The organism is Alcaligenes faecalis (assembly GCF_005311025.1).
Lineage (GTDB): Bacteria > Pseudomonadota > Gammaproteobacteria > Burkholderiales > Burkholderiaceae_B > Alcaligenes > Alcaligenes phenolicus.
On record NZ_CP031747.1, the window covers coordinates 1,911,707 to 1,923,686 of the forward strand.

General features: G+C 57.9%; 15 protein-coding genes. 9 read left to right on the plus strand and 6 right to left on the minus strand.

Going from position 1 to position 11,980, the window contains the following annotated elements; genetic code table 11:
- Nucleotide 1 precedes the first annotated feature (1 nt).
- Together D0C27_RS08720 and D0C27_RS08725 are read left to right on the plus strand one after the other, a co-directional pair.
- Nucleotides 2–679 (plus strand): DUF484 family protein, encoded by a 678-nt coding sequence (locus tag D0C27_RS08720; protein ID WP_083054275.1) that lies wholly within the window; start codon nucleotides 2–4, stop codon nucleotides 677–679.
- A gap of 74 nt (nucleotides 680–753) precedes the next feature.
- Nucleotides 754–1,707, plus strand: coding sequence for a tyrosine recombinase XerC (locus tag D0C27_RS08725; protein WP_170978560.1), 954 nt, complete (start codon nucleotides 754–756; stop codon nucleotides 1,705–1,707).
- A gap of 1 nt (nucleotide 1,708) precedes the next feature.
- Here D0C27_RS08725 and D0C27_RS08730 read toward each other — a convergent pair whose 3' ends face one another.
- The 4 genes from D0C27_RS08730 to D0C27_RS19270 are packed head-to-tail and all read right to left on the minus strand — an operon-like array spanning nucleotide 1,709 to nucleotide 4,515.
- On the minus strand, nucleotides 1,709–2,740 hold the full coding sequence (locus D0C27_RS08730; protein WP_137430789.1) for a metal ABC transporter substrate-binding protein: 1,032 nt from the start codon (nucleotides 2,738–2,740) through the stop codon (nucleotides 1,709–1,711).
- Nucleotides 2,740–3,639: a metal ABC transporter permease gene (locus D0C27_RS08735; RefSeq protein ID WP_031232761.1), complete on the minus strand. Its 900-nt coding sequence runs from the start codon at nucleotides 3,637–3,639 to the stop codon at nucleotides 2,740–2,742. Before D0C27_RS08735 ends, D0C27_RS08730 begins: the two co-directional genes overlap by 1 nt.
- Entirely contained in the window at nucleotides 3,639–4,361 is a 723-nt protein-coding gene (locus D0C27_RS08740) for a metal ABC transporter ATP-binding protein (RefSeq protein WP_035273564.1), read from the minus strand. The genes D0C27_RS08735 and D0C27_RS08740 overlap by 1 nt, the downstream gene beginning before the upstream one ends.
- 4 nt (nucleotides 4,362–4,365) lie before the next feature.
- On the minus strand, nucleotides 4,366–4,515 hold the full coding sequence (locus tag D0C27_RS19270) for a hypothetical protein (RefSeq protein WP_165589481.1): 150 nt from the start codon (nucleotides 4,513–4,515) through the stop codon (nucleotides 4,366–4,368).
- 82 nt (nucleotides 4,516–4,597) lie between these two features.
- On the opposite strand from D0C27_RS19270, the gene D0C27_RS08745 reads away from it, so the two are divergent.
- The 5 genes from D0C27_RS08745 to hslU all read left to right on the plus strand — a co-directional run bounded on the left by D0C27_RS08745 (nucleotide 4,598) and on the right by hslU (nucleotide 9,138).
- Nucleotides 4,598–5,089, plus strand: a complete 492-nt coding sequence (locus D0C27_RS08745) for a Fur family transcriptional regulator (RefSeq protein ID WP_009462608.1) — start codon at nucleotides 4,598–4,600, stop codon at nucleotides 5,087–5,089.
- Nucleotides 5,090–5,288: 199 nt separating this feature from the next.
- Entirely contained in the window at nucleotides 5,289–6,389 is a 1,101-nt protein-coding gene (locus D0C27_RS08750) for a CobW family GTP-binding protein (protein ID WP_009462610.1), read from the plus strand.
- A gap of 82 nt (nucleotides 6,390–6,471) precedes the next feature.
- Nucleotides 6,472–6,909 carry an RNA polymerase-binding protein DksA gene (gene dksA, locus D0C27_RS08755; RefSeq protein WP_026484112.1) on the plus strand — a complete coding sequence of 146 codons (438 nt, stop codon included), beginning with the start codon at nucleotides 6,472–6,474 and terminating at the stop codon, nucleotides 6,907–6,909.
- 340 nt (nucleotides 6,910–7,249) lie between these two features.
- Entirely contained in the window at nucleotides 7,250–7,783 is a 534-nt protein-coding gene (gene hslV / locus D0C27_RS08760; RefSeq protein WP_009462614.1) for an ATP-dependent protease subunit HslV, read from the plus strand.
- 17 nt (nucleotides 7,784–7,800) lie between these two features.
- On the plus strand, nucleotides 7,801–9,138 hold the full coding sequence (gene hslU, locus D0C27_RS08765; protein ID WP_026484111.1) for an ATP-dependent protease ATPase subunit HslU: 1,338 nt from the start codon (nucleotides 7,801–7,803) through the stop codon (nucleotides 9,136–9,138).
- Between the two features lie 222 nt (nucleotides 9,139–9,360).
- Here hslU and D0C27_RS08770 read toward each other — a convergent pair whose 3' ends face one another.
- Nucleotides 9,361–9,666: a copper-binding protein gene (locus tag D0C27_RS08770; RefSeq protein WP_009462618.1), complete on the minus strand. Its 306-nt coding sequence runs from the start codon at nucleotides 9,664–9,666 to the stop codon at nucleotides 9,361–9,363.
- A 111-nt stretch (nucleotides 9,667–9,777) separates the two neighbouring features.
- Between D0C27_RS08770 and D0C27_RS08775 the strand changes: the two genes are divergently transcribed.
- Together D0C27_RS08775 and D0C27_RS08780 are read left to right on the plus strand one after the other, a co-directional pair.
- On the plus strand, nucleotides 9,778–10,302 hold the full coding sequence (locus D0C27_RS08775; RefSeq protein ID WP_137430790.1) for a GNAT family N-acetyltransferase: 525 nt from the start codon (nucleotides 9,778–9,780) through the stop codon (nucleotides 10,300–10,302).
- 9 nt (nucleotides 10,303–10,311) lie between these two features.
- Entirely contained in the window at nucleotides 10,312–10,875 is a 564-nt protein-coding gene (locus D0C27_RS08780) for a cob(I)yrinic acid a,c-diamide adenosyltransferase (protein WP_035273561.1), read from the plus strand.
- 62 nt (nucleotides 10,876–10,937) lie between these two features.
- On the opposite strand, the gene D0C27_RS08785 is transcribed toward D0C27_RS08780, so the two are convergent.
- Entirely contained in the window at nucleotides 10,938–11,975 is a 1,038-nt protein-coding gene (locus D0C27_RS08785) for a C45 family autoproteolytic acyltransferase/hydolase (protein ID WP_060186170.1), read from the minus strand.
- Between the last annotated feature and the right edge of the window lie 5 nt (nucleotides 11,976–11,980).

Here is an 11,980-nt window from a genome sequence, read left to right on the forward strand (position 1 = left end):
CATGGATACCCCCAACAGCCTTAGCGCCGTGGAAGTGGCCCAGTTTTTGAAAGCCAACCCTGATTTCTTCGACGCGCATGCCGATGTTTTTTCCAAACTGATGGTGCCGCACCCCCATCAAAGCCGCGCTATTTCACTGGGCGAGCGCCAGATCATGCTACTGCGCGAGCGCGGCAAGAAAACCGAGCGCCAACTGGCCACACTGGTCGCTAATGCTCGTGGCAATGAAAAAATTTCGCGCCAACTGCACCAATGGAACTGCCAGATGCTGGCCGAGTCCGACCCGGCAGCCCTGCCCGCACTGATCTGCAGCAGTCTGGAGCGCATCTTTGAAATGCCCGTTGTCCGTCTGCACTGCTGGAATCCGGACGAAGTGCTGGCTGACGACGCCCTGGTCAGCTGGGCCTACACCTTGATCAACCCCTATTGCGGCGCTCGACGCGAACAGGAGTTTCTGGCCGATTTGCAGCAAGACGCGCAATCGGTGGCCATTGTGCCCTTGACGTTTCCGGAGTCGAACACCCTGTTTGGTCTGCTGGTTCTGGGCTCGCCTGAAGCCACGCGTTTTACGGCCGATATGGGTACGGACTTTCTGGAAGGCATTGGCGAATTGTGCAGCGCCGCCCTGCAGCGTTTGTACAAGCCCAGCAGTGTTGATCAAAGCGAATGTCCGGCCTGAAAAAACAAGATCACTCCCCGCCCGGGGACACGCCTCGAAAGCAGCCAGCCGCCCCCCAGGCCCTCAGCCCGGCCATGCAAATCTGGCTGCTTCAACTAAGCCACGAAAAACGCTATTCGGAACACACCCTTAGTGCGTACCGTAATGATTTGCGCCACTTGCTGGCGCAGTACCCAGGTACAGACCCCGACACACTGACTCAAAGCCAGTTGCGACAGGCTGCCGCCCGCTTGCATGCGCAGGGCCTGGCACCACGCAGCCTGGCCCGCATTCTGGCAGCCTGGCGTGGCTACTATCAAGCGCGCACTAAAGAACTGGGTTGGCCCTTGAACCCTGCAGCCAGCCTGAAGGCACCCAAGATAGGCCGCCCTCTGCCCAAGGCCTTGTCCGTAGACCAGACCCAGCAGCTATTGGACCGCCCCACCGCCCCCATTCAGGACGACCCGGTCAGCTGGCGCAATCAGGCCATGTTTGAATTGTTTTATTCCAGCGGACTACGTTTGTCCGAGCTGGTCAGCCTGGACACGCACTATCACCAGGACGCGCACTACCAGTCCAAGAGCTGGTTACTGCTGGATGATCGTGAGCTGGTGGTCAGTGGCAAAGGCGGCAAGACGCGCCGCCTGCCTGTCGGGGAAAAAGCGCTGCATGCCTTGCAGCAGTGGCTGGGAAAGCGCCCGGCTTTGGCATCACTGGCGACCAGCGCAGATGCCAGTGCGGCCCTGTTTCTGGGTGCCCGTGGAGCCCGCATTCACCCACGCGTGGTGCAGCAAGAACTGGAAAGCTATGCCCGCGCTAGCGGCCTGCCGGTGCATGTCCACCCGCACAGCTTGCGTCACAGCTTTGCCAGCCATTTGCTGCAATCAGCACAAGACTTGCGGGCGGTGCAGGAACTATTGGGTCATACCAATATTTCCACGACTCAGATTTATACCCGTCTGGACTTCCAGCATCTGGCCCAGGCTTACGATCAGGCCCACCCTCGGGCACAACGCAAAAACCGGGCCAGTGACAAGCCGGAGGAGTGAATCAGGGCTGCAAGGCCTTGACCAACTGGTCTGTATTCGAGCGCATCATGCCCAGGTAGGTATCCACGCCCGAGCCTGGGGCTCCCAAAGCATCGGAATACAAGGTGCCACCGACTTTGGCGCCAGTCTCCCGTGCCACTTGCTCGACCAGTTTTGCGCTGACCGTGTTTTCCACAAAAATGGCCTGAATCTGCTCGCTACGCGCTTGCTGGATGATCTGCGCAATATCACGGGCTGAAGGCTCCGCCTGGCTGGATACCCCCACCAAGGGAATGAAACGGATGTTGTAAGCCTTGCCCATATAAGAGAAAGCATCGTGCGAGGTAATGACCTTGCGCTTTTCTACCGGCACCGCCTGCAGGCGGGTTTTGATGGAATCGTCCAGCTCCTGAATGCGCTGTGCGTAATCCTTGGCGCGACGCTGGTAGTACTCGGCATTGGCCGGATCAGCCTGCTCCAGACCTTTGCTGATATTACGAACATAGATCTGTGCCAGGCCCAGGCTTTGCCAGGCGTGGGGGTCCTGGCTGCCGTGCTGATGACTATGGTCATGCCCGCCGTGGGACTGTGTATCCTCTTTGGCGTGGGTCTGCTCATGGTCGTGGGCATGCTCAGGTTCGGAGTCGTGACCGTGGTCATGGTCATGGTCATGACCAGCATGATCCTCGTGTCCGCCACCTTCAAATGCCAAAGGCGTAATACCTTCTGTCGCCACGACTTGCGGCCCTTTATAGCCTGCTGCCTGCTGCAAGCGTGGCAGCCAGGTCTCGAACTCCAGACCATTGATCACCAGCAGTTGCGCGTTAGCCAAGGTCTTTGCATCACTGGGACGCGGCTCAAACGAATGGGCATCCCCATTGGCGGGCACAATCGTGCTGGCCATGACCTTGTCGCCGCCTATCTCCTTGACCATATCGTTCAAAATCGAGAAGCTGCTGACCACACGCAAAGGCTCCGCCTGCACCGACAGGCTGGCCGCCAGCAAGCCCAGGGCCAGCACCGTGCGGCCTGAGTAAATGTCTCGCATTTTCATCAATCGTGCTCCAAGAGAGAGGCCATGCGCCGACGCCGTGCACGCCATTGGGAATAAGCACGCAGCAAACCGCCTTGGGGGCCAAAGGTGATAGAAAGAAAATAGAAGGCGCCGGCTGCCAAAATAATCGCGGGCGAAGCAGGCACGTTGTAGTAGTACGAGAACAGCAGGCCCAGATAGGCGCTGATCATGCCCAGCAAGGCCGCCACCAGCATCTGACGACCAACGGAATACACCCAGAATCGGGCCGAGGCAGCGGGCAGCATCATGATCCCCACCACCATCAAGGTTCCCAGCACCTGGAAGCCAGCCACCAGCGTGATGACCAGCATGAACAAGAACAACATATGGACGACGGAACCGCGCCCGCCTTGCGTGCGCAAAAAGATCGGGTCCATGCACTCCAGCACCAGAGGCCGGAACACCAAAGCCAGAATAATCAGCGTAACCGTCGTGCTGCTGGTCACCAGCAGCAAGGAGGCATCATCCAGGCCCAGCACCGTGCCAAACAGCACATGGATCAAATCCATATTGGAGCCGCGCAAGGACACCAGCAGCACCCCCAGCCCCAGGGATACCAGGTAGAAGGCCGCAAAACTGGCGTCCTCCCGTTGTGGTGTCAGGCGGGCCACCAGTCCGGCCAGCAAGGCGACAACCAGGCCGGTAATCATGCCGCCTATGGCCATCGCGCTTAAAGACAGGCCCGCCGTCAGAAATCCAACCGCCACACCGGGCAGGATGGCATGTGCCATGGCATCACCCATCAGGCTCATGCGGCGCAACACCAGGAATACCCCCAAAGGTCCGGCCGCTGCAGCCAGGGCGAAAGAACCAGCCAGTGCGCGCTTCATGAAACCAAAGTCCATGAAGGGGCCAAACAGCACATCAATCAGCGCCATCATAGGTAGTCCCCCGCACACAAATGGCGAGCCAGATGCAGGTTCTCGGGAGTTAGTACCGCTTCAGTTTCCCCCCAACCCACTACCTGACCGGCAAGCAGCACGGTTTGCGGAAAACAGCTACGCACCATATCCAGATCATGCAGCACGGCCATCACGGTACGGCCCTGTTTGTGCCAGTCCAGAATCAGGTTCATCAATTCATCCGAGGTTGCGCGGTCCACCGCAGCAAACGGCTCGTCCAGCAACAAGATCTGGGCGTCCTGCATGATCATGCGGGCAAACAGGGCTCGCTGTAATTGCCCACCCGACAAAGTGCCAATGGAGCGACGCGCAAAGTCGGCCAGCCCCACCTGCTCCAGCGCATGACCAATGCGTTCGTGCTCGGCTTTGGGGAAACCACCCCAGGCGCCCACACGCTTCCAGGCTCCCATGGCCACCAGATCATGCACCGTCACCGGAAAACTTTTGTCCAGATCGCCCATCTGCGGCAACAAGGCCAGCTGATTCAGAAAACCGCTATCGACAGCAATGCGCCCTTTCAGGGGATTGATCTGCCCGGTCAGCCCTTTGAGCAAGGTGGATTTACCAGCACCGTTAGGCCCGACGATAGCCGTCAAAGAGCCTCGGTTAAAACAGCCGCTGATATCACGCAGAGCGATTTTGTCTTTCCAGCCCAGCGCGACATGCTCGAGTTCGATCAAGGTTTGATGTGAACTCATGCCCTTACCACGCGCCCAATGCCCAGGCGGTCAGTAGCCACAGGGCTCCTGCCACGCACAAAGCGCCCAGTACGCGCTGTCCGGCCGAGGCCAGCAAGAGCGAACGACGAGGTGCCGGACTGCGGAAAGTCGAGGGAAATTGAGGACAGGACATGAAACAGGGATAATGCGGCTAGATTGGGAATAATTTAATTTTCCAAAGATGTTATAACATAACAAACAACCCATCAAGCGCCATGCCTGTACATATTCTTACGCCCAACGCCATTGAAGATCAGCTCGCTACCGCTGAACAGCTTTGTCTGGAACGCGGTAAACGGCTGACTTCAATTCGCCGCCAGGTGCTGGAAATCCTGATTCAGGCCCAGCGCAGTTTGCGCGCCTACGAACTGCTGGATCTGGTTCGCGAGTTCCAGCCCGGCGCCAAACCCCCTACCGTTTACCGCGCCCTGGACTTTCTGACTGAAGAAGGCCTGATCCACCGCCTGGATGCCGTCAATGCCTGGACGGCCTGTGTGGATGCCGGCGGCCACCCGCACGACTTGCTGATTGTCTGCACCCAGTGCGGCACCGTGGTGGAGCTGTGCGCTCCGGACCTGAGTCAAAGGCTGGCCGACTGTGTGCGCGGAGCGGGCTTTGCCCTGTCCGGCCACGAAACTGAACTGCGCGGCCTGTGCCAACGTTGCGTTGCAGCTAAAAACGAGCGAAAACCCTTATCTGCCCCCTAAAACGTGGTATTTTGCCGCCAATCGGTATATATTCCCCGATCTATTGGCAAACCTCTGTGAATTTTTACAGATCACCGTTTGCCCAACAGGCAAGGCTGTGATGTAATCGCACGTTGTTTTCGTGCGGAGCAGATGGGTGCAGGAAGCCGCGGTTGGTGCCGTGCCTTGTACCTTTCGCCCGCCACTGCGAGGCATGTTTATGAACGCGGCATCAGATCTGAACAACATGGTTCCAGTCACTGTTCTGACTGGTTTTTTGGGCGCTGGTAAAACCACGCTGCTCAAGCGCATCCTGAGCGAATATCACGGTCGACGCATTGCCGTCATCGAAAACGAATTCGGGCCCGAAGGTATCGACAACGAACTGTTGGTGCAGGACTCCGAAGAAGAAATCGTTGAACTGAGCAATGGTTGCGTATGTTGCACCGTGCGTGGTGACCTGATGCGCACCCTGAATGATTTGCGCGTTCGCCGCCAGGCAGGCGAACTGAAGTTCGAGCGCGTCATCATCGAGACCACCGGCATGGCTAACCCCGGCCCGGTCTGCCAGACCTTCTTCATGGACGATGATATTGCCGACTACTATCGGCTGGACGCGGTCATCACGGTTGTGGATGCCAAACACGGCATGGCCACACTGGACCAGCAAGAAGAAGCTCAAAAACAAGTTGGTTTTGCGGACCGCCTGCTGATCTCCAAAAAAGATCTGGTCAACGATGTGGATTACGAGGCCCTGCGTGCCCGTCTGATCCGCATCAACCCGCGAGCCACGATTACGCCGGTTCACTTCGGTGAAACCGACATCAAGGATTTGCTGGAAGTCAGCGGTTTCAACCTGAATTCCATTTTGGACATTGATCCTCAATTCCTGGCAGAGCAACACCCCGATGCGGCGGACGGCCATGATCACCACCACGATCATGCCCACGGCGACGAAGGCGAGTGCGGTCCGGGCTGCGGACACGATCACCATCATCACCACCACGAGCACGCAGCTCACAATGACGAGATCGGGGCTTTCGTGTTCCGTTCGGACCGTCCTTTCGACCCCGAGCGTCTGGAAGATTTCCTGTCGGGCATTGTCCAGGTATTTGGACCAGATCTGATGCGCTACAAGGGCATCCTGTATCTGAAGGGCATCAATCGCCGTATGCTGTTTCAGGGCGTACACATGATGATGAGCGCCGAGCCTGGCAATGCCTGGCTGGCCAAAGATAAAAAGGGCACCAAGCTGGTCTTTATTGGCCGCAAATTGCCACAAGACATATTCACCCAGGGCCTGGAGAATTGCCTGGTTTGAATTAATAATTATTCAGTAAATGCGGAGCGATTGCGCGTGACGACAGTTACAGGCTCCCAGACGTCAACAAGAGGTAAGCATCATGGCAACTAAGTCACATGACAGTACTACAACCCTGCTGACCGAGCAGGAGCTTTTGGCGATGCCTGAGTCAGACTACATGAACGCCGCCCAGCTGGAGTTTTTCAAGCATCGCTTGCGCCAGCTGGAGCAAGACATTCTGGCCAACGCGGGTGCTACAACGGAAAACCTGCGTGAAACCCAGTTCGTTCCTGACCCGGCTGACCGTGCCACGATCGAAGAAGAACACGCTCTGGAGCTGCGTACCCGCGACCGCGAACGCAAACTGCTCAAGAAAGTGCAACAGTCCATCGCCCTGATCGATTCGGGCGAATACGGCTGGTGTGAGGAAACTGGCGAGCCCATCGGCCTGCCACGTTTGCTGGCACGCCCAACGGCTAACCTGTCTCTGGAAGCCCAGGAGCGTCGCGAGAAGCGTCAAAAGATGTTTGGGGATTGATAGGCGGCAAGGCCCATCACCCTGATAAAAAGCCCGCCCGATCATTCTGGCGGGCTTTTTTGTGGGTCACCCAACTCGATCCAACCCACTTGTGTACGCTGCTGAAAATAAGCAGGCTCAAAAAAGCCGGCTGCGTCTACCGCTAGCAGGCCAACAGGCTGCTTGCACGCCAAGAAGCCAGGCGACATACGAGAACCCCTGCAGCAGCCCCTGCCAAGGGAAGCCACCCTGTTTCAGCCCGGTTTCCAGGCACGACCCTCAGTCGGCAAAAACTTCCTGCTGTCATGCGCTTGAAATTTCCTGCCCGGCCCCCAGATGGGAACCTTAAAGGAAGGAAATCATGGAACAATTTCACGCCACTACTATTGTCTGTGTACGCCGCGGAGATCAGGTCGCCATTGGCGGCGATGGTCAGGTCACCCTGGGCAATATCGTCATCAAGGGCACGGCCCGCAAAATTCGCCGTTTGTACAACGACAGCATCCTGGCCGGTTTTGCCGGTGCGACGGCTGACGCCTTCACCTTGCAAGAGCGCTTTGAAGCCAAGCTGGAAAAGCACCAGGGCAACCTGCTGCGCGCCGCCGTCGAACTGACGCGCGACTGGCGCACCGACCGCGTTCTGCGCCGTCTGGAAGCCATGCTGTTGGTGGCGGACAAGGAGCACACGCTGGTGCTGACCGGCAATGGCGACGTGCTCGAACCCGAACATGGCCTGGCCGCCATCGGCTCGGGCGGCTCCTATGCCCAATCTGCCGCCATGGCCTTGCTGCAAAACACCGATATGGCTCCTGCCGACATCGTCAAGAAATCGTTGGAGATCGCAGGTGATCTGTGCATCTACACCAACCAGAACCATATCGTCGAAACACTCTGACAGCCGGATACACCACCATGTCTACACCTAATATGACTCCCGGAGAGATCGTCTCCGAACTGGACAAGCATATCGTTGGCCAGGGCAAGGCCAAGCGCTCCGTGGCCGTGGCCCTGCGCAATCGTTGGCGCCGCCAGCAGGTTGCCGAGCCCCTGCGTAGCGAGATCGTCCCCAAGAACATTCTGATGATCGGACCCACCGGCGTGGGTAAAACCGAAATCGCCCGTCGTCTGGCCAAGCTGGCCAACGCGCCTTTCATCAAGGTCGAAGCCACCAAGTTCACGGAAGTGGGCTATGTAGGCCGCGACGTTGAAACCATCATTCGCGATCTGGTGGATATTTCGGTCAAGCAAACCCGCGAAATCGAAATGCGCCGTGTCCGCACCCAGGCCGAGGAAGCCGCTGAAGACCGTATTCTGGACGTGCTGGTGCCCCCTTCGCGCGATGCCCACGGTCAACCCCAACGCGAGGACAACTCGGCACGCCAGGTGTTCCGCAAGCGCCTGCGTGAAGGCAAGCTGGACGATACCGAGATTGAAATCGAGATGGCCCAGGCCATGCCTCGCATGGAAATCATGGCCCCTCCCGGCATGGAAGAGATGACCGAGCAGTTGCGCGGCATGTTCTCCGGTCTGGGTCAGGAAAAGACCAAGGCTCGCAAGCTGACGGTCAAGGAAGCCTTCAAGCAACTGACCGAGGAAGAAGCAGCCCGTCGCGTCAATGAAGACGATTTGCGCACTGCTGCAGTGGCCAACGCCGAGCAGAACGGCATCGTGTTCCTGGACGAGATCGACAAGATCACGGCGCGAGGCGAGAGCCAGGGCAGCGGCGGCGATGTGTCCCGCCAAGGTGTGCAGCGCGACCTGCTGCCTTTGGTAGAAGGCACCACCGTCACCACCAAATACGGGGTGGTACGTACCGACCACATCCTGTTTATTGCCTCGGGTGCATTCCACCTGTCCCGCCCATCGGATCTGATTCCTGAACTGCAAGGCCGCTTCCCCATCCGTGTGGAACTGGAATCGCTGAGCGCCCAGGATTTTGTACAGATTCTGTCCACGACCGACGCTTCGCTGACCAAGCAATACGCAGCCTTGCTGGGCACCGAAGACGTACAGCTGGACTTCCGTCCCGACGGTATCCAGCGTCTGGCCGAGCTGGCCTTTGAGGTCAACGAGCGTACCGAAAACATTGGTGCCCGTCGCCTGTACACCGTCATGGAAAAACTGCTGGAAGAGCTGTCCTACAGCGCTGGCAGCCACGGTGAGCAAAACGTGGTCATTGATGCAGACTACGTGAACAAGCAGCTGCAGGAAACCGCAGCCAGCCAGGATCTGGCGCGCTACGTGCTGTAAGCCTGACTTCGGTCGGACATGAAAAAGGGGCAGATTTCTCTGCCCCTTTTTTCACATTCCGCTTGCAGACCACACCCAACACGGCGGTAAGCGGCGGATTAGCCAGCACGGCAACAGACTCTACCTTGTCATCTCGACCACGAGCCCACGCCCGTGTTTCGCCTGCGTCGGAGATGAAAAAAACCGGGCGAACCCGGCTTTTATCAACCCACTCAAGCAAGCTTACTTGCTGATCTTGGTGACCACGTAATCACCACCGTCACGTTTGGCAGTGAACTTTACCTTGTCACCCGGTTTGATGTTGGCCAGCAAGGCGGGATCAATTTTGTACACCAATGTCATGGCGGGCAGTTCCAGGTCGCTGATCTCACCATGCTTGATGGTAATTTTGCCGGCCTCGGCATCCAGTCGGCGCACTTCACCCGAGGCACTGGCTTCCTGAGCCTGGGCGACCACGACATATGCCGAGCCAGCTACCACACCCAAAGTTCCCAACGCCAAGGCTGCGCTTCGTTTCGTCCACGTCATTTTTCACTCCTGCAAATTGGGCAGAGCCAGACAATTAGCTCATAATGCCTACTTTCGGACGCCTGATGCGTCTGTTTCCGATCAAGCATAACGCTAAACCTTTGCAAAAGCATGAGCGAATTTATTAAAGGGTATGTGCTGCGTCCAGCCACCCCCGCAGACCTTCCGGCCATTTTGGGCCTGATGCGCGATATGGCCGCCTTTGAGAAACTGGAGCATATTTTCAAGGCCAGCGTTGAGTCTCTGCGCAACAGTTTCTTCTCCGACGAGCCCAGTGCCTACTGCCTGGTCATTACTCCCGAAGATCAGCCCGACGCACCAATTTCTTACATTATGTGGTTTTACAACTACTCCAGTTTCCTGGATCGCCGCGGCATCTATCTGGAGGATTTGTATATAGACCCGGCCCACCGCAAGCACGGTCTGGGCGCTGCGGCCCTGCGCCATCTGGCTCAAATGGCCGTGGCCCAAGGCTGTGGCCGCCTGGAGTGGGTAGTACTGGACTGGAACCAGAACGCCATCGACTTCTACAAGTATCAGGGCGCTCAAGTGCTGGAAGACTGGCGCGTGGTACGCGTCACTGGCGATGCCCTGATCAATTTGGCTCAAGGCACCCCTACTCCTGCCGAAACATAAGGCTTCTTCATGTCCACACGACTTTCCATTATCAGCACCCGCACCGGCGACGATGGCACAACGGGCCTGGGCGATGGCAGCCGCCTGCCCAAGACTGCCCCCCTGATTCATGCCCTGGGTGACGTGGATGAACTGAACAGCCATATCGGCGTCTTGCGCAGCATGGCACTGCCCGAGGATGTTGATGCCCTGCTGTCCGACATTCAGCACGACTTGTTCGATATGGGGGCCGAGCTGTGCATCCCTGGCCATCAGGTCATAGGCAGCGTCCATGTGGAACGTCTGGACCAAGCGATTCGTCACTACAACGAGCCCTTGGGCATACTCAAAGAGTTCATTTTGCCCGGTGGCAGCCCGGCAGCCGCACAAGCACATGTACTGCGTTGTGTGGCGCGTCGTGCAGAACGTAGCGTCGTGGCGGTGCCCTCAGAATCCTTGCCACAAGAAGGCCCGCGCCTGTATCTGAACCGCCTGTCGGATTTGTTGTTTGTGCTGGCGCGTACCTTGAACCGCCATGCAGGCCGCTCCGACGTGCTGTGGGAGCCCAAGCGCAACGAGCCTGGCAAGGGCTGATCGCCCCATCGCGACTGCAACTATAAAAATAGGGCCCTGCTTTAGCAGGGCCCTATTCCTTTTCAGGCTAGATCAATGCGAGTGGTATCCGCAAACTTCAGCACAGGCTCGTCCGTGGGGTCTTCGTAGACCTGCCACTTCAAGGACTGGCTGCCTACCTGAATATCCACGGTAGCCAGGGTGTTTTCCGCGTCACTGTCCGCCGGGTCACAGCGCCAGATCGGAAATTCCGCATGGTGCTGATCCGCCAGGACGATCAAAGGATCAAGCGCAGCACCGGCTTGTGCCAACAATTGATCCCCACGCTCCTGCCGCAGTTCGGACGACCGGGTAATACGCTGTTCAAAGCCTTTCATGGACGGATGTACCGCATGGTTGGCGTGCAGATGGTTTTGCTCAATGGTCTGCACAGAAACGGCCTCGGCACTGAACTCCACGCTCAGCAAGCGTGGATCGCCACGCTGCGCCAGACTCAAATGGAAAGCGCCGGAACGCGGGTGATCCTGCAAGATCCCTACTGCCTGATCCAGATCAGGCTGATCCAGCATGGCGCGGGTCAGGACCATGCGCGGCACCCCTGGGGCCACATGCCGAGCCCGCACATTATTCACCGTCATGGCCAAACCGGCCTGGGTCACTGCAAAGCTGTGGCCCGGCAAGGAAGCAGGGTAAAGAAAAGAGACAAAGGACATGCCGCTGTCGGGGATGAATTTGGCCACCCCGCAGTAACCGGCAAAACCTGGATCACCATCTTCGTTATGCACCAGACGAGGCTCGCCCTGGGCGGGCATTTGCACGGTGGTGCAACCATCGGGAGCCATGGCCCACAAGTCGCCCCGGCAATTCCACAAGAAAACGTCTTCAAAGGGGAGCTCCAGACCCAATGCCAGGCCCTGGAGCTCGGTCCATATTCGGGGGAAATAACGCTCGGTGTACTGAGCCAGCTGACCGGCTACAGCCGTCCCCTTCGATTGCATGATGCCTTGCCACGCTGCTGAGTTCAGCAAGTAGGCATGCACGGCGGGGGCTCCGAAACGTCCCAAAGAATGGCCAATTTCTTTGGGACCACCACTTAACTCCAGATAGGACAACTTAGCCATTGCGT